The sequence below is a fragment of the Bradyrhizobium sp. LA2.1 genome, assembly GCF_040547725.1.
In the GTDB taxonomy this organism is placed as follows: Bacteria; Pseudomonadota; Alphaproteobacteria; order Rhizobiales; family Xanthobacteraceae; genus Bradyrhizobium; species Bradyrhizobium barranii.
This window is the reverse complement of the sequence record NZ_JBEPQI010000019.1, coordinates 112,349-128,934: the sequence shown is the minus strand read 5'-3', so window position 1 is coordinate 128,934 and position 16,586 is coordinate 112,349. Positions and strand designations below refer to the sequence as shown.

General features: G+C 64.9%; 19 protein-coding genes and 1 tRNA gene. 8 read left to right on the top strand and 12 right to left on the bottom strand.

Features of this window, described 5'->3' with window-relative positions; genetic code table 11:
• The 6 genes from ABIB95_RS31365 to ABIB95_RS31340 form a co-directional block, all read right to left on the bottom strand.
• On the bottom strand, positions 1–969 hold the full coding sequence (locus ABIB95_RS31365; protein WP_071909320.1) for an ABC transporter ATP-binding protein: 969 nt from the start codon (positions 967–969) through the stop codon (positions 1–3).
• On the bottom strand, positions 966–1,961 hold the full coding sequence (locus ABIB95_RS31360) for an ABC transporter ATP-binding protein (RefSeq protein WP_014491616.1): 996 nt from the start codon (positions 1,959–1,961) through the stop codon (positions 966–968). Before ABIB95_RS31360 ends, ABIB95_RS31365 begins: the two co-directional genes overlap by 4 nt.
• Positions 1,961–2,878 carry an ABC transporter permease gene (locus ABIB95_RS31355; protein WP_014491615.1) on the bottom strand — a complete coding sequence of 306 codons (918 nt, stop codon included), beginning with the start codon at positions 2,876–2,878 and terminating at the stop codon, positions 1,961–1,963. Before ABIB95_RS31355 ends, ABIB95_RS31360 begins: the two co-directional genes overlap by 1 nt.
• Complete coding sequence (locus tag ABIB95_RS31350; RefSeq protein ID WP_063985816.1) at positions 2,844–3,803, bottom strand: ABC transporter permease; 960 nt, start codon at positions 3,801–3,803, stop codon at positions 2,844–2,846. Before ABIB95_RS31350 ends, ABIB95_RS31355 begins: the two co-directional genes overlap by 35 nt.
• Before the next feature lie 29 nt (positions 3,804–3,832).
• Entirely contained in the window at positions 3,833–5,623 is a 1,791-nt protein-coding gene (locus ABIB95_RS31345; RefSeq protein WP_085401912.1) for a peptide ABC transporter substrate-binding protein, read from the bottom strand.
• Positions 5,624–5,883: 260 nt separating this feature from the next.
• A complete protein-coding gene (locus ABIB95_RS31340) occupies positions 5,884–7,302 on the bottom strand; it encodes a M20 family metallopeptidase (protein WP_354245166.1) in 1,419 nt (472 codons plus the stop codon).
• Between the two features lie 284 nt (positions 7,303–7,586).
• On the opposite strand from ABIB95_RS31340, the gene ABIB95_RS31335 reads away from it, so the two are divergent.
• From ABIB95_RS31335 to ABIB95_RS31325, 3 genes are all read left to right on the top strand, one after another.
• Positions 7,587–8,558: a S1C family serine protease gene (locus ABIB95_RS31335; RefSeq protein ID WP_354245163.1), complete on the top strand. Its 972-nt coding sequence runs from the start codon at positions 7,587–7,589 to the stop codon at positions 8,556–8,558.
• 35 nt (positions 8,559–8,593) lie between these two features.
• On the top strand, positions 8,594–9,664 hold the full coding sequence (locus ABIB95_RS31330; protein WP_354245160.1) for a carboxylesterase family protein: 1,071 nt from the start codon (positions 8,594–8,596) through the stop codon (positions 9,662–9,664).
• 81 nt (positions 9,665–9,745) lie between these two features.
• On the top strand, positions 9,746–9,952 hold the full coding sequence (locus tag ABIB95_RS31325) for a hypothetical protein (RefSeq protein ID WP_028159206.1): 207 nt from the start codon (positions 9,746–9,748) through the stop codon (positions 9,950–9,952).
• A gap of 79 nt (positions 9,953–10,031) precedes the next feature.
• Here the strand turns inward: ABIB95_RS31325 and ABIB95_RS31320 are convergent, their stop codons facing one another.
• From ABIB95_RS31320 to ABIB95_RS31310, 3 genes are all read right to left on the bottom strand, one after another.
• A complete protein-coding gene (locus tag ABIB95_RS31320) occupies positions 10,032–10,691 on the bottom strand; it encodes a DsbA family protein (protein ID WP_028147336.1) in 660 nt (219 codons plus the stop codon).
• 98 nt (positions 10,692–10,789) lie between these two features.
• Entirely contained in the window at positions 10,790–11,266 is a 477-nt protein-coding gene (locus tag ABIB95_RS31315; RefSeq protein WP_354245157.1) for a PaaI family thioesterase, read from the bottom strand.
• 3 nt (positions 11,267–11,269) lie between these two features.
• A complete protein-coding gene (locus ABIB95_RS31310; protein WP_354245154.1) occupies positions 11,270–11,695 on the bottom strand; it encodes an acyl-CoA thioesterase in 426 nt (141 codons plus the stop codon).
• A 111-nt stretch (positions 11,696–11,806) separates the two neighbouring features.
• Here ABIB95_RS31310 and ABIB95_RS31305 point away from each other — a divergent pair, with 111 nt between their 5' ends.
• Positions 11,807–12,355: a TetR/AcrR family transcriptional regulator gene (locus tag ABIB95_RS31305; RefSeq protein ID WP_028159202.1), complete on the top strand. Its 549-nt coding sequence runs from the start codon at positions 11,807–11,809 to the stop codon at positions 12,353–12,355.
• Between the two features lie 45 nt (positions 12,356–12,400).
• Here the strand turns inward: ABIB95_RS31305 and ABIB95_RS31300 are convergent, their stop codons facing one another.
• On the bottom strand, positions 12,401–12,892 hold the full coding sequence (locus ABIB95_RS31300; RefSeq protein ID WP_354245151.1) for a hypothetical protein: 492 nt from the start codon (positions 12,890–12,892) through the stop codon (positions 12,401–12,403).
• Positions 12,893–13,091: 199 nt separating this feature from the next.
• Here ABIB95_RS31300 and ABIB95_RS31295 point away from each other — a divergent pair, with 199 nt between their 5' ends.
• Complete coding sequence (locus ABIB95_RS31295; RefSeq protein ID WP_085401906.1) at positions 13,092–13,379, top strand: PsiF family protein; 288 nt, start codon at positions 13,092–13,094, stop codon at positions 13,377–13,379.
• Positions 13,380–13,480: 101 nt separating this feature from the next.
• Entirely contained in the window at positions 13,481–14,566 is a 1,086-nt protein-coding gene (locus ABIB95_RS31290) for an AbrB family transcriptional regulator (RefSeq protein ID WP_085401905.1), read from the top strand.
• A gap of 150 nt (positions 14,567–14,716) precedes the next feature.
• Here ABIB95_RS31290 and ABIB95_RS31285 read toward each other — a convergent pair whose 3' ends face one another.
• Positions 14,717–15,256, bottom strand: coding sequence for a disulfide bond formation protein B (locus ABIB95_RS31285; protein ID WP_063985825.1), 540 nt, complete (start codon positions 15,254–15,256; stop codon positions 14,717–14,719).
• A 158-nt stretch (positions 15,257–15,414) separates the two neighbouring features.
• Between ABIB95_RS31285 and ABIB95_RS31280 the strand changes: the two genes are divergently transcribed.
• Both ABIB95_RS31280 and ABIB95_RS31275 read left to right on the top strand, forming a co-directional pair.
• Positions 15,415–15,499: transfer RNA gene (locus ABIB95_RS31280), tRNA-Leu, on the top strand.
• 192 nt (positions 15,500–15,691) lie between these two features.
• On the top strand, positions 15,692–15,994 hold the full coding sequence (locus tag ABIB95_RS31275; protein WP_354245146.1) for a hypothetical protein: 303 nt from the start codon (positions 15,692–15,694) through the stop codon (positions 15,992–15,994).
• A 35-nt stretch (positions 15,995–16,029) separates the two neighbouring features.
• Here the strand turns inward: ABIB95_RS31275 and ABIB95_RS31270 are convergent, their stop codons facing one another.
• Positions 16,030–16,491 (bottom strand): DUF6314 family protein, encoded by a 462-nt coding sequence (locus ABIB95_RS31270; protein WP_354245143.1) that lies wholly within the window; start codon positions 16,489–16,491, stop codon positions 16,030–16,032.
• Between the last annotated feature and the right edge of the window lie 95 nt (positions 16,492–16,586).

Below are 16,586 nucleotides of genomic sequence, written 5' to 3'. Positions count from 1 at the left end.
TCAGGCGAGGTGGCACGCCACGAAGTGCCCGCCCGCCCCTTCCTTCAGCTCGGGTGCGCTTTCCGCGCAGCGCGGCTGGGCGATCGGGCAACGGGTGTGGAAGTGGCAGCCGGATGGCGGCTTCATCGGGCTCGGCACGTCGCCCTTGAGGCGAATGCGTTCACGCTTGAGCTTGGGATCGGGCACCGGCACCGCCGACAACAGCGCCCTGGTGTAGGGATGCTGCGGATTACGGTAGAGATCGCTCGCTTTCGCCAGCTCTACGATCCGGCCGAGATACATCACGGCGACGCGGTCGGAGATGTGCTCGACCACTGATAGGTCGTGCGCGACGAACAGATAGGTGAGGTTCAGCTCGGCCTGGAGATCCTCCAGCAGATTGATCACCTGCGCCTGGATCGACACGTCGAGCGCGGATACCGGCTCGTCGCAGACGATCAGCTTCGGCTCGACCGCGAGCGCCCGCGCGATCACGATGCGCTGGCGTTGGCCGCCCGAGAATTCGTGCGGGTAGCGGCGCATGTGCTCGGCCTTGAGGCCGACCTTCACGAGCAGGCTGGCGACGCGCTCCTCGCGCTCCTTGGCCGACGACCCAAGCTTATGGATGATCAGGGCCTCACCGAGGATGGCGCCGACCGTCATGCGCGGATTGAGCGAGGCGAACGGATCCTGGAACACCAGCTGCATGTTCCGCCGCATCGCGCGCAAATCATTGCCGCTGAGCTGGCGCACGTCCTGGCCGTCGAACACGACCTCGCCGTCGGTCGGCTCGATCAGCCGCAGTACGCAGCGGCCGGTGGTGGATTTGCCGCAGCCGGATTCGCCGACGAGGCCGAGCGTCTCGCCGCGGTTGACCGAGAACGAGACCCCGTCGACCGCATAGACGCTACCGACCTGGCGCGACAACAGGCCGCCGTGCACGGGGAAATATTTCTTCAGGCCGCTGACGCGGAGCAAGGGCTCGGTCATGCCGTGCCTCCCAACTGCGTATCTCCCAAATGACAGGCCATGCGGTGGCCGGGCGCGATCTCGCGCAGCAGCGGCTCCTTCTCGGTGCAGACGTTCATGGCAAACTTGCAGCGCGGGGCGAAGCGGCAACCGACCGGCGGATTGATCAGGATCGGCACCGAGCCGCCGATCGCTTCGAGCCTTGTCTTGTGCTCGCTGTCGAGATCGATGCGCGGGATCGAGCGGATCAGGCCCTGTGTATACGGATGACCGGGATTGCCGAAGAGATCGTCGACGAGCGCTTCCTCCACCACCTTGCCGGCATACATCACGACGACGCGCTGCGCGGTCTCGGCGACGACGCCCATGGCGTGGGTGATCAGCATCACCGCCATGCCGAAGCGCTCCTTCATGTCCTGCAAGAGGTCGAGGATCTGCGCCTGGATGGTGACGTCGAGCGCGGTGGTGGGCTCGTCGGCGATGATCAGCTTCGGCCTGCAGGCGAGCGCCATCGCGATCATCACACGCTGGCGCATGCCGCCCGAGAACTGGTGTGGATAGTTGTGCACGCGGCCTTCGGCGTTGGGGATCTGCACCAGCTTCAGCATCTCGATGGTGCGCTCGAGCGCCTGCTTCTTCGTCACTGCTTCATGCCGGCGCAGGCTCTCTGCGATCTGCTCGCCGATGGTGAGCACCGGATTGAGCGAGGTCATCGGCTCCTGGAAGATGAAGCCGATCTCCTTGGCCCTGATCTCGTCGAGCTGACGGCTCGTCAGCGGTACGAGATCGCGGCCCTCGAAGATGATCTGGCCCGCCGCGATGCGGCCGGGCGGCATGGCGATCAGCTTCAGGATCGACATCGCGGTCACGGTCTTGCCGCAGCCGGATTCGCCGACGACACAGAGCGTCTCGCCCTTGTTGATGGAGATGTCGACACCGTCGACGGCCTGCAGGATGCCGTCGTCGGTCGAGAAGTGGGTTTTCAGCCCTTTGATTTCCAGCAGCGGCGCCATCAGATCACCCGTCGCGCATCGAGCGCGTCACGCAGGCCGTCGCCGATGAAGTTGATGGCGACCACCGCGATGAAGATCGCGCCGCCCGGGAACAGCGCCCAGTGCGGGCCGATGTCGAGGAAATCCTTGGCGTCGTACAGGAGTCGGCCCCAGGTCGGCGTATCCGGCGGGAAGCCGAGGCCGAGGAAGGACAGCGTCGATTCCGCGATGATGGCGGCAGCGACGTCGATGGTGCCCGCGATGATCACCGGACCGAGCGCATTGGGCAGGATGTGCCGCACCACCTGGCGCACCGGACTTGCGCCGAGCGCACGGGCGGCCTCGACGAACTCCTTCTCGCGGATCGACAGGAACTGCGCGCGCACCAGCCGCGCGACCGGCATCCAGCGCAAGCCGCCGATCACGAGCACGATCAGGATGAAGATGCCGCCCTCGGGACCGAACATCTGCTTCAACCCGTCGCGGAAGAGATAGATCAGCAGCAGCAGCAGCGGCAGTTGCGGCAGGGACAGGAAGAGATCGGTGAGCCACATCAGGCCGTGGCCGAGCGCGCCGCGCGACATGCCGGCGAGCGCGCCGATCAGGACACCGATAAAGACCGAGACCAGCATCGCGGCAAGGCCGACCGCGAGCGAGATGCGCCCGCCATAGATCATGCGGGCCAGGATGTCCTGCCCGAGATCGTCGGTGCCGAACGGATGGGCAAGCGACGGCCCCTGCATGCCCGCCACGATATCGATGTCGTCGATCTTGACCCGCCAGACGAAGGGGCCGGCCACCACCGCCAGGATCAGAATGAGGAGCAGAAACGCACTGACCACGGCGAGCTTGTGGCGGCTGTAGCGCCGCCACATCTCGCGCCAGGGCGAGTAGACGCGCCGCTCAGCGGAGGGAGATGCGAGGGTCAAGCCAGCCATAAAGGACGTCCGCGATGAGATTGAACAGCACGACAAGGCACGCGAAGACGAAGGTAACGGCCATCACCACCGGCGTGTCGTTGGAAAGGATGGAGGAGATCAGTAGCGAGCCGATGCCGGGGATGCGGAAGATCTGCTCGGTGACGATGGCGCCGCCGAACACGGCCGGCATCTGCAACGCAATCAGGGTGACGACCGGGATCATGGCGTTGCGCATGACGTGCTTGACGATGACCGTGGCCTGCCCAAGCCCCTTGGCGCGCGCCGTGGTGACGTAGTCGAGCCGGATCACGTCGAGCATCGCCGAGCGAACGAAACGCGTCATCGACGCCGCCTGAAACAGACCGAGCACCGCCACCGGCATGATCGCCTGCCGGATCATCTCCAGCACCCAATGGATGCCGGTGCCCTTGATGTCGGTCGTATAGACGAAAGGCAGCCAGTCCAGCGTGACCGAGAAGATCAAGATGAACAGAATGCCGGTGAAGAAGGTCGGCAGCGAGAAGCCGACGAAGGCGAGCGTATTGGCGATCTGGTCGAACAGCGAATAGGGCTTTGTTGCCGCATAGACACCGACGGGGATCGCGATCAGCAGCGCCAGGATCTGCGCCGAGCCGATCACGTAGAGCGTCGCCGGCAGACGCTGAAGGATCAGCGTGTCGACATTCATCCGGCTGACGAAGGAGAAACCCCAGTCGCCGTGCAGCATCGCGTTGAGCCAGTGCAGGTAACGGAGGTGGATCGGATCGTCGAGGCCGAACTTGGCCCGAAGTGCGGCCTGCACCTCGGGCGGGACGTTCGGGTTCGTCGCCAGTTCCGAGAACGGATCGCCTGGCGCAAGCGCCAGCACGACGAACAGCACGACCGAGATTCCGAGAAGACTCGGAATCGCGATCAGGAGGCGACGCAGGACGTACTGACTCATAGGGAAAGACCCCGTCTAGAGCTGGGGGATCATTCCTCGCGATACCAATCGTGCAGATTGTCGGTTTCGTTGGCCCAGCCGCTGATGATAGGACGCAGATTGTTGGCCGCCGCTTCCACCTTTAGGCGATGCTGCGCCGGGATGAACACGGTGTCCTGGAACATGAGGTCGTTGGCCTTGATATAGTGCGCCGCGCGCTTGACCGGATCCATTTCGCCTTCGGCTGCTTCGATCGCTGCGTCATAGTCCTTGTTGACCCAGCGCGGGAAGTTCGTGCCCTGCCACTTGTTCTCCTTCGTGGCGACGTTGGTCGACAGATAGCGGCGCATATGCTGAGACGGATCCGGCTGGCTCAGCGGGATCTGGAACATCTGGAGATCGGCGTAGAAATGCGCGTAGGTGTCGGGGTTGGCGACATCGGAGGAGAAGAACACGGACGCCACCACCGACTTCAGCTCGACGTCGATGCCGGCCTTCTGACAGGCCTGCTTGACGATCGCCTGGGTCTTCTGACGCGGTCCGTTGATCGAGGTCTGGTACAGAAGCTTCAGCTTCTTGCCGTCCTTCTCGCGGATGCCATCCGCGCCGGGCTTCCAGCCGGCGTCGTCGAGCAGCTTCGAGGCCTTCTCGATGCTGAATTCCCAGGTCGTGTTCTTGGAGACGAACTTCTCGGGACCGTTGAGGAAGTTGGCGGTGGTGCGGCCGGCGCGGCCGTAGATCGCCTTCTTGATGGACTCGCGGTCGACCAGCATCGACAGCGCCTTGCGTACCGCCGGATCGGAGAACAGCGGATGCTTGGTCTTCATCGAGGAGCGCTCGCCATCGACCTCGGTGTTCGGATCGGTGAAGTTGAGCGCGATGAATTCGGTGTCGCCGCCCACGGCATAAACGGTCTTGCCCTTGCCGCCCTTTTCGAGGCGCAGCAGCACGTCGTCCTCGACCTGGATGTTCCATCCGAAATCATATTCGCCGGTCTGGATCACCGCGCGCGCCGCAGAGACGGCGTCGCCGCCGCCCTTCATCTCGACCGTGTCGAAATAAGGCCGGTTCGGCATGTGGTAATCGGGATTGAGCTGGCCGCGGACGAGATCGCCCGGCTTGAACTCGACGAACTTGTAGGGGCCAGTGCCGACCGGCGAGAGATTGGTGGGCGCTTCCCGCGATTTGGACCCCTTGTAGTCGGCGAACAAATGTTTGGGGATGATGGTGTTGGGAGCCCCGACAAAGGCGTCGGCCCAGAACGGCGTCGGCTTGTTAAAGAGGATGCGAACCGTGAGGTCATCCACCTTCTCGACCGTGATGTCGCGGAGCGTCGCGATGGTCAGGGCGGAGGTCGCCGGATCCCTGGCATATTCCCAGTTGAACACGACGTCATCGGCGGTGAACGGCTTGCCGTCATGCCATTTGACGCCTGGTTTGAGCTTCCAGGTCACCGACTTGCCGTCGGCGGCGAGGCCGCCGTTCTCGATCGAGGGAATTTCGGCCGCCAGAACCAGCTTCATGTTGCCGTCGGGATCCCAACAAGCGAGGGGCTCGTAGAACAGGCGCGCGCCGTCCTGGTCCTTGGTGCCGGTGGCGAAATGCGGATTGAGCAGGGTCGGCCCCTGCCACCACAGCAGCTTCAGCGCACCGCCGCCGCCGCGCTTGGTCGGCTTGTAGGTCTGGGCACCTTCCGCCATGGCGACGCCGCCGAGCGCGAGGATCTGGTTGGCGAGGGGTGCGGTGAGGCCGACCGCGGCCATACGCATGATGAAGGCACGGCGGTCCATCCGGCCGTCCTTCACGTCACCGATCATCGAACGCAGTTCTTTATCCAGCATGGTTGTCCCCCGTCTGGTTCCCGTATGGATGCAGGCAGCCGCACCGCGGCCGCCGGGTTTTGCTGGCGGTAGATGGCACACCGAATAGGCCGCGCGTCAACTGCGACCATGTGTATGCAAACGGTGTTCTGGCTGTCTGTTGGGCAAAACTCTGTTCCGCAGCCCAAGCGTTCGGCAATCCGGCGCTAAATCGCGCCGGAATCCACGTTGCACTGCGGAAAATTTGTTCGCGGCATCAGACGAAGTATCGAGGCGAAATTCTACGCCACGGACATGGTCAGCGGCGGCGCGACGTGGTCCGGCAGCGGACAGACGTAAGGTGTCTTGGCGGTCCGCTTCTGCAAGTCCGCTTTCGCGGCCTTGATCAGCTCCGGATCCGTCAACGCCTTGATGCCGATCCCGGCCATCGCCTTGGCCGCCTGCACCATGGCCTTATGAGCGTGTCCGCTCTTGCCCTGCGCCACCACCTGCCAGGTGTGGAACGGCGTGCCGATTGCAACCGTCGGTGCGTGAACCTGCACCGTGGGCACCACCCAGCTCACGTCGCCGACGTCGGTCGAGCCGACCAGCGGGTTGCGCTTGGCATCGAGCGGCACCAGGAAGTCGGCCAGCGGCCGATCCGTCGGCTCCATGCCGATCGCGTAATAGACCGACGCGATGTCCTTGTCGCTGAGCGTGGCGCGGATCTGGCTGGCAAAGCCCTTGTCGGCGTCGTCGAAATGCGGCGGACCCAGCTCTTCCATCACCCGGTGCAAGGCCTGCTCCAGCGGCGTATTCGGCAGGATGTTGGAGACCGCGGAGATGATCTTCATCTCGACCTTGGTCTCGGTCATCAACGCCGCGCCTTCTGCGATCTTGCTGACGCGTCCGACCAGCTCATTCATGCCGGGCAGATCGCGGGCGCGGATCGAATAGCGCACGCGCGCATGCGCCTGCACCACGTTGGGAGCGATGCCGCCGGTGTCGAGCAGGGCGTAATGCACGCGGGCGTCGCTCGGCATGTGCTCGCGCATATAGTTCACACCGACATTCATCAGCTCCACCGCGTCGAGCGCGGAGCGGCCGAGATGCGGCGAGGCCGCCGCGTGCGACGTGCGACCGGTGAAGATGAAATCCGCACGCGTGTTGGCGAGCGACGGCGTTACCGCGACTTCCCAGAAGCTGTGCGGATGCCAGGTGATGGCGATGTCGGCGTCTTCAAACACGCCCGAGCGCACCATGAAGGCCTTGGCTGCGCCGCCCTCTTCCGCCGGGCAGCCGTAATAGCGAACGCGGCCGGGCACCTTGTTCTCGGCGAGCCAGTCCTTCATCGCGGTTGCGGCGAGCAGCGCCGCGGAACCAAGCAGATTGTGGCCGCAACCGTGGCCATGGCCGCCGGTCTCGACCGGACGGTGCTCGGCGACGCCGGCCTCCTGGCTGAGGCCCGGCAACGCGTCATATTCACCCATGAAGGCAATGACCGGACCGCCCTCACCCCACTCGCCCATCACCGCGGTCGGGATGCCCGCGACGTTCTCGGTGATACGGAAACCCTGGTGGCGCAGCTCGGCGAGATGCTCGGCGGCGGACCGCGCCTCGGTGTAGCACACCTCGGGCATGCCCCAGACCCTGTCGCTGAGGTCGATGAAACGCGCCTTGATCGTGTCGACGCCACGCCAGATGTCGCTGCGATTATCCATGCTTCGGTCCGTGATCTCTTGGTCAAACGAAGCGGCAATGGTTAGCAGCTTCATTGCACCCCGCCTAGCACGTCGCGGGACAGCAGCCATGCGGCCGGTGCTGGATCGCGCGGCCGCTTGCCACCTGTGCGGGCGTCCTGTGCCTGTCGAAGATTTCACGCGGCGATCTCCGGAATAGTTGGGAACGAGGCTTTCAAGACGGCCTCCTCCAGCCTAAATTATCAGTGCTTCGCGCGTCGTTCCGCCGGCCAAGGCGGAGCAATGCTCTCAGCCAGGAGAACTCCATGCCCGCCCTGACCGAATGGAGAGTGCCGCCGGCCAATCAGCCGCGCGCGAGCGATTACGGTTTCGATCTCGACCGCTCGCTGGCGTCCGTCGTCGGCCTGCACGCCATCATCCCGCCCGACGCCTTCAGTGCCGAAACGCTGGGCACCGAACGCGCCGGCAACGGCGTCGTGATCGACAACGGGCTGGTGCTGACCATCGGCTACCTCATTACCGAGGCGGAATCGGTGTGGCTGCATCTCGCCGACGGGCGCGTTGTGGAAGGACATGCTCTCGGCTTCGATTCCGTCACCGGCTTCGGCCTCGTGCAGGCGCTCGGTCAGCTCGACGTCGAACCCTTGCCGCTCGGCGACTCGGCGAAAACAAGGGTCGGCGACCGCGTCGTAGTCGGCGGCGCCGGCGGCCGCACCCGATCGGTCGCGAGCCAGATCGTAGCCAAGCAGGAATTCGCCGGCTATTGGGAATATCTGCTGGACGAGGCCGTGTTCACCTATCCCGCGCATCCGAACTGGGGCGGCACGGCGCTGCTCAACGAGCGCGGGGAGCTGATCGGCATCGGCTCGCTGCAGCTCGAGCGCGAACGCGAAGGCAAGGCCGAGCACGTCAACATGGTCGTGCCGATCGACCTGTTGAAGCCGGTGCTCGACGATCTGCGCAAATTCGGCCGCGTCAATAAGCCGTCGCGCCCCTGGCTCGGGCTCTATTCGACCGAAATCGACAACCGCCTGGTGGTGATCGGGATTTCCACCAACGGCCCGGCCGCGCGCGCGGAGCTGAAGACCGGCGATGTCATCCTTGCGGTGGACGGCCAGGAGGTGACGAGCCAGACCGCCTTCTACAAGACGATGTGGGCGCTCGGCGCCGCCGGCGTCGACGTGCCGCTGACCGTGCATCATGAAGGTGTCACCTTCGACGTCACGGTGACGTCGACCGACCGCTTCAAGCTCTTGAAGGCGCCGAAGCTGCACTGACGAGTTCGAACCGACATCAGGCAAGGAAAGCGGCGATGAGCGAGGCCGTCGTTGACGACATCGTGACCGTGCTGCCGCCGCTGCTCAACGCGCTGGAAGCACTCGGCTTCTTCACCCGGAATCTGCATCCGCCGACCTTTGCCTCGGTGATGAATGCGATCGGCACGCCCGACGAGGCGCTGCGAGCGGCGCACGCTGCGATCGGCGCCTGGCCCGAGCAGTTCACGGGGCTGCGCGAGCGGCTGGACCGCGCCTGCAACGAGACGCTCGCCGCCTTTGCCGGCATACGCGAGGTCGAGCGCGGCAATGGCGATCTCGTCGCGGTCTTCCGCGCGCTGCGCCATCTGCCTCGTGCGCAGGAGGCGCTGTACCCGCTGTCGGCCCAGTTCCCGCCGGTGAGCAGCTTCTTCCTCAACGCCGCCAATCGCGAGAATGACGATCTGCTAACGCGGCTGGAAGCCGGCGCGGGCGAACGCACCGGCATCTTCCACGACCACAACGAGCCCGGCAGCCGCGGCGGCTTCTCGGTCTATGTGCCGGAATATTATTCGCCGGAGCGCGCCATGCCGCTGGTGATGGCGCTGCATGGCGGCAGCGGCAACGGCCGCGGTTTTCTCTGGAGCTGGCTGCGCGATGCCCGCAGCCTTGGCGCGATCCTGGTGGCGCCGACCGCGACCGGCCCGACATGGGCGCTGATGGGCGACGATAGCGACACGCCGAACCTCATGCGCATTCTCGACACGGTGCGCAGCCGCTGGACCGTCGACGGCTCGCGCCTGCTGCTGACCGGCATGAGTGACGGCGGCACCTTCTGCTACGTCACCGGGCTCGACGGCGCCTCGCCCTTCACGCATCTCGCGCCGGTGTCGGCGACGTTCCATCCGCTGATGGCGGAGATGGCGGACGCCGTGCGCCTGCAGGGACTGCCGATCTTCATCACCCACGGCAAGCTCGACTGGATGTTTCCGGTACAGACCGCGCGCCAGACGCAGGCGGCCCTCTCCGCCGCCGGCGCCGATGTCACCTATCGCGAGATCGACGACCTCAGCCACACCTATCCGCGCGAGATCAACGCAGAGCTGCTGGAGTGGCTGAACCGCGGATGAACGGGTCGTCCTTATCTGCGCCGTACTGCCGCGGAACCATCACTCCGGGCCGACGTTATCGCCCGTCACCGGAGGTTCGCAATGCAGACGTTTTTCGGAATGATCTTGGGCGCGCTGCTGCTCGGTTGCGGCGTATACGTCTATGACTCCATGCAGACGTCGTCGGTCGCCAATGGCGAGGTCGCGACGACCAATCGCACCATCGTGAATTGGGACGTCGCCAAGGCCGATTGGGATGCGCTGCGCGATCGCGCGCACAAGGACTGGGTCCGCATCTCGTCGAAGTAACGACGCCGTATCACGAACAAGGCGCCGTCGCGGGTTCGCGGCGGCGCCTTTGTGTTGACGGCGATCGATCCGGCTCGCGTCAGTTCATCTTGGCCTTGCGGGCATCGGCGATGACCTGCTCGAACTCGGTCATGCTGAGCACGCCCGGCACGCGGTACTTGCCGACGATGAAGGAGGGGGTACCGCTGAAGCCGAAGGCTTCCGCCTGCTCGTTGTTGCGCTTGAGGACGGCGTCGATGTCCTTGGCGCGGTCGGTGAGATCGCGCTTCAGGCGGTCCATGTCGACACCGGCGGCCGCGAGCAGCTCGTTGATGCGCGGCTCCGTCAGGCGCGAGCTGACACCCATCATGGCGTCATGCGCCTGATGGTATTTGTCCTGGAATTTTGCCGCGAGCGCGATCCGCGCCGCGGTGACCGAGACCGGCCCGAGGATCGGCCAATCCTTCATCACCAGCCTGACCTTGCCGTCATCCTGGACGACCTGGCGCAGCTCCGGTTCGAGCTTGCGGCAATAGGGACAATTGTAGTCGGACCATTCGATGATGCTGATGTTGCCGTCGGGATTACCGGCCACAGGAACATCGGGGTCGCGCAGCACCTTGGCTTCGGTCAGCACCTCGTCATCGGCGGCGGCCGCGCGCGCAGAGGTGATCCGACCTGCCGCAAGGGCACCCGCCCCGATCAGCGTCAGCGCCGCCCGCCGCGTCGCCACGAGGCCCTTGTTCCTGAATCCAGCCATATCTCGTCCCGTTTCGGTCCCATCGCTGCAAATACGGTTCGCGACCGGGAACTGTTACGCGTCATATAGAGCGTTGCGGGCGTGATGTCATCGCCATGCTATGCGCGGATCACAGCCGGCGCTGGCGAAGCCGCCGCGCGGGGCAGCATAGCCATCAGCGTCCCGGTCATGGTGGCGATCAGCGTGGTGTTGCCCTCGTGCTCGGCAAAGGCCCTCGCCTCGCAGAAGGTCAGCGTGCGGCCGGGCTTGACCACCTCGGCCTTGAAGACGAAGCGCGTGCCGCGGGCGGGTGCCAGCAGCGTGGTCTTGAACTCGACGGTCAGGATATCGGCCTCGCGCGGCATCAGGGTGAAGGCGGCGACGCCGCAGGCATTGTCGAGGCCTGCCGTGATGATGCCGGCATGGACAAAACCGTTCTGCTGCGTGAAGGCCGCCGAATGCAGCATGGCCAGTTCGACCTCGCCCGGCGCGAGGCGGACGATCACGATGCCGAGCGTGCGCATCGCCGGTTGGCCGTCGAACATGGCAATGGCGGCAGCGCGATAGCCCGGATTTTTCGGCTCGAACGCGGCCATGGCTCAGGCCTCGGCCGGCTCGGCAAGATGCTGCAGAGCGACCGCGCGGATCGCATCCGTGAACGACGCCGACTTCCGCTGGCTGCGGTCCATGTGCACGCCGGTGATGTCGCAGAACGCGGCGATCTCGCCGGTCTCGGCATTGGTCATGTCGTGCCGGAAGCGGATCGACTTGTCGCGGACCTCCAGCAAATGGCTGCGGATCTCGACGATGTCACCGGCAAGCAGCTCCCGCCTGTAGGTGATGTTCTGCTGCACGGCGGCCATGCCGCGGCCGGATGAGCGCAGATAGCTCGGCGTCAGCCCGAGGCGGGCGAACAGATTCCAGTTGGCCTCGTCGAATTTGCCGACATACCACATGATGTTCATGTGGCCGACATGATCGCACTGCCACGGATAGACCGTGCCGCGATAGGTCGCCTCCCGCATCGCAATTCCCCCTGCCGTTTTTCCACCCTCTGATCATTGATACGGTAGCGTATCAGCGCCTCCGCGCGTTAGCAATACGGTACCGTATCAAGAACCGGTGAGGCTTCCTTCATGAACGACGGCAAGGGCGATGTCTGGGTCGAGGCAGGGTTTACCGAGCTCGCCCGCTCGGGGGTCGAGGGTGTCAGGGTCGAGGTGCTCGCCAAGAATCTTGGCGTCACCAAGGGCGGCTTCTACCGCCGCTTCGCCGACCGTGCCGCGCTGCTCGATGCCATGCTGGAACGCTGGCGCGAGGGACGCGCGGCGTCAATCGCGCAGCAGACAAGCCTCGATGGGCAAGAGCCCCGCGAGCGGCTGAAGGCGGTGATCCAGCTCTATTCCGAGCGGCTCAATCCGGAGGGCATGGCGATCGAGCTCGCGATCCGGCAATGGGCACGCTCGGACGAAAACGCCGCCGCGGCGGTCGCGAGCGTGGACGCGGCGCGGCTCAAGCACGTCGCCGAGCTCTACCGCGCCACCGGCCTCGAGGCCGAGGCGGCCGAGGCGCAGGCCTTCCTGTTCTATTGCTTCATCTTCGGCCAGAGCTTGCTGTTCGTCGAGCGCGGTCCGCGCAAACGCTCGCAGCTCGTGGCGAAGTCGGCCGAGAAGCTGCTCGACTAGCGAAACGGCCGGAGCTTTGCTCCGGCCATCGCATCATGTCGAAGCTCAGGCGGCGCCCTTCAGCTTCTTGTTGCACTCGCTGTAATAGCCGCCGCCCTTCTCGATCCACTTCATGCCGCCATTGCCGTTGGTGGTCTTGTTGGCGTTGTACTGGTCGACGCAGGTGTGGAGGCGCGCCTTGCCGGCGGTCTCCTTGGCGTATTTCGGATCGACGGCATTCGGATAGATCGCAGGTCCGGCCGGCAGGGTTGGCGCGGCAGCGGGGGCTGCCTCCTTCTTCGCCTGCTTCGGCTCGGCAGGAGCGGCGGGCGCAGCCGGAGCAGCGGCGGCCGGCGCGGCGGCAGGCGTCGCATCCGCTCCGCACTGGGCCTTGCGGAAATCATTCCACTTCGTTGTGCCAAGCGAGCCGTCCTTCTTGGCGGCCTGGTATTTCGCGCTGCACTCCTGCGAGGTCAGCGCATGCGCCGGCGCGCTCGCGACCAGCGCGGCAAAGCCCGTCAATGCAACCGCACACAGCAATTTTGATTGAATGGTCATCCTTGGTCCTCCTCCTTGGTCTTCCCCGACGGAAGCGAAACGAGGATTGCTATCCTAGCGTGCCGCCCGGCCGCGACAAGGAAGCGATGGCTCCTGCCGCCAAAATATAGTGATCCCCCCGGCTCGGATTATTCATGTCGCGTTCAGCAAGGCGAGCCGACGTTCCCAACCCTCCGCAATCTCGCAAGAGTGCACCACCATGACCTTCACGTCTCGCCTCGCCATCGTCGCCCTGACCTCCCTGCTCGCCACCGGCACCGCCTTCGCGCAGACCGCCGCGCCGGCTGCCAAGACCGACGCCAAGACCACAACTGCCGCCGCCCCCGCCGACAAGAAGGCGTCGAAGGAGCGCTCGGCGGAGTCGCTCGAATGCTCCAAGCAAGCGGACGCCAAGGCACTGAAGGGCAAGGAGCGCAAAAAATTCCGCCGTGAGTGCATGAAGGAAGCGAAGGCCGGCACCGCCGCCCCCGCGGCCGACAAGAAGTAAATCCGTCACACTACGGTTTGCGAGCATCCGTGAGAGGCGCGCGCATTGCGGCATGACGAGGCTGCAATTGTGTGCCTCTCGCTGATTTGCGATAAGGTGGCGTGAAGCAAATCACCGCCTCCCTGCCGTTCGAATGGCCAAGCCGTGCCAAGATCTTGAGCACGGTGGAGACACTCGTCATCGGCACCGCCGGCGGCCTCGTGTTTCTGGTCGCCGGACTTCCCGGGGGACTGATCTCGGGCTCGATGATCGCGGTCGGGATCGCCGCGATCGCCGGCCGCCAGCTGGCACTGCCGCCGATCCTGACCCAGACCGTGCTGGTGCTGCTCGGTATTTCACTGGGCTCGGTCGTCTCGCGCCACCTGCTTCAACAGGTCAGCGCCTATCCCCTCACCATCGGCCTGCTTGCGCTCGCCACCTTCTGCTCGACCTTCGGCTCGAGCTATTACCTCCAGCGCATTCATGGCTGGGACCGCACCTCGGCCTTCCTCGCCGGCAGCCCCGGCGCGCTGTCGCAGATCACGATCCTGGCGGTCGAGCGCGGCGCCGACCTGCCCGGCATCGCGGTGGTGCAGACCCTGCGCGTGATCATCCTCACCGCGGCGCTGCCGATGGTGCTCGCGTTCGCGGGCGTGGCGCCCTCCGTCGCGCCGTCGCTGACGACGACGATCGCCTCGCCGCTCGAGCTCGTGGAGCTGGTCGCGGCCTCGCTGGCCGCGGCGCTCCTGCTGCGGCTGATCAAGTTTCCGGCGAGCTGGATGTTCGGCGCGATGATCGCCTCCAGCGTGCTGCATGGCGCAGGCTGGGTCGAGGGCGGCCTGCCGAACTGGGTGCGCGGCGTGGCGCTGATCGGCATCGGCGCATTGATCGGCAGCCGTTTCGCGCGGATGCGGATCAAGACGCTCGCCGGCCACATCCATGCGGCGCTGGGCTCGTTTGCCGTGGCCATCGCCGTCTCCGCCATCTTCGTCGGCATCGTCGCGCTCACTGCGCAGGTGAAATTATCGGATGTCGTCGTCGCCTTCGCGCCGGGCGCGATGGATGCGATGCTGGCGCTCGCGCTCACGCTGCACATCGACCCGATCTTCGTCGGCGCCCATCATTTGTCGCGCTTCGTGTTCGTGACGATCGCGACCCCGGGCATCGTGCACCTGTTCGGCCGCACGCAGGACGATGTGGATGATTGACGGGACGCAGCTGCCGTAGGGTGGGCAAAGGCGCGCTAGCGCCGTGCCCACCATGCTCCCGCAATATCGCTAAAAATGGTGGGCACGCTTCCGCCTTCGCTCTTCGAGCTACGGCGGACAAGTCGCTTTGCCCACTCTACGGCAGCTTGCCTAGCGCTTCGCCGTCCGCAAAAATCCCCACGCCGCGATCGCCGCCATCAACAGCGAGATCAGCACATTGTAGCCGGCGAGCGAGAGGCCGAGGAAGCGCCACTGCACCTCGTCGCAGCGCACCACCTTCACGGTATCGAGCTTGGACAGCAGGTCGGCGGCATTGCCGAGATTGATGACGGGACCGGAGCAATCGGTCGGGCCCTTCCAGAACCCCCATTCGACGCCGGAGTGGTAGGTGCCGAGGCCGGCATTGGCGAGTGTCGCCAGCGCGAGGATCGCAAGGCCCGCGAGCAGCAGCGGCCGCGGCGCCCCGCTCCGCGCCGCAAGCGCCGTGAGCACACCGACCGGGATCGCGAAATAATAGGCGTAGCGCTGCTCCAGGCACAGCGGACAGGGAAGGATCTCCAGCACGAGCTGGAAGAACCAGGCGCCGGCGATGGTCGCGGCGGCAATCAGCGTGACGAGCACCGAGGCGGTCAGCGCGGGACCGGTCCCAGCCGGCCTGAATGCAGGTATTGCGGCACTCTGGGTCGTCACGGCAGCCTCTTCCGGATGGGTCGCTTTCTTAAGGCTCTAACCCCGGCCCAGGCGGCTGTCGAGAACGGCCGGGATCACTTTGGCGCGGGTTGACCCTGCCCTGTCCATGGCTATAGTCCGCCCGCTTTGCGAGGCCCTTTTCCAGGGGCCGACCGGGAGCCCCTGTGGCGGAATTGGTAGACGCGCTCGACTCAAAATCGAGTTCCGCAAGGAGTGCTGGTTCGATTCCGGCCAGGGGCACCAGCCTTCGCTGCTTCGCAGCCACGGCTGGGCGAGCCGGGCGGAGGTCTATCCATGCGAAGCAGGGAAGGCTGTCCCGCCGAAGCCTTGGCGAAGGCGGACTAGATCAACGAGTCCGGTATTTCCCTCCCCTTCCAATCGTCACATCCCACCTGTATAAACCGGTAGCTTCTTCTGTAACTCGAAGGAGCTCACATGAACGACCTGCACACGTGGCTTTCGCAACAGCACCACGGCCTGCGCACCTTCCGGACATTTCAGCAAAAGCTCGAGACGCTCGGCCGGGACGATCCCGCCCAGCGCGGTCTTTGCCGCCTGTTGAGCGGCCTCGTCGGCAGCTATGTCGAGGCCTTTGACGAGGAGCCGCTGCCAGTCGAAATCGCCGATGGCGCATATCAGCATCTGCTAACGCTGGTTGAGAGCATCGATCTTCACGGCGACGCCGATCGCCGGCTCGCCGACATCAACCGCGTGGCAGAGAGTGAGCTCTGGCGGTGAGAGGCGGCACGGCCGTCGCCATCGCGCCGGCGTGATCACGGCAGACGCGTGTAGGTCGTGTTCATCGTATAGTCCTTGCGTGGACCCGATACGACATGACGGACGACGAACGTTCCATCCGGCAGGAACATGTAGGCCGACTGATAGTCGTCGTGCTTGCAAAGATGGCGCGCACGTCCGCTCAGCTCTCCTCCGGAACATGCGGACAGTGAAATCTCGTGAAACAGCCGCGGCGGATCTTCCCTAAAGAAGACCTTGAATCCTCCGTCGCTGTTGCTGAAGACGTATTCGCGTTCGGCCTGCACGATGGTGCCGTTCGCGAGCTTCAGATGTCCCTGCTCGCGATAGGCCAACCGCCCCCCGTCCAGTGGCGTGAAGATCGCGATACCCTGCATCGTAGCCTGGCCTTCGATGACACGGTTGAAGGACCACGAGCCGATCAGCTTTTTCGTGACGTCCGAGGCGTCACCCCAGCCATCGATCATCGCTTCATTCATGTCTTCAGACCTGCGCATTAACCAACCGGTCCAGCCTCACGGGACCCGCAGCCGGGAGTTCGACTTCAGCGAGCCGATACCTATATCCTACCGCA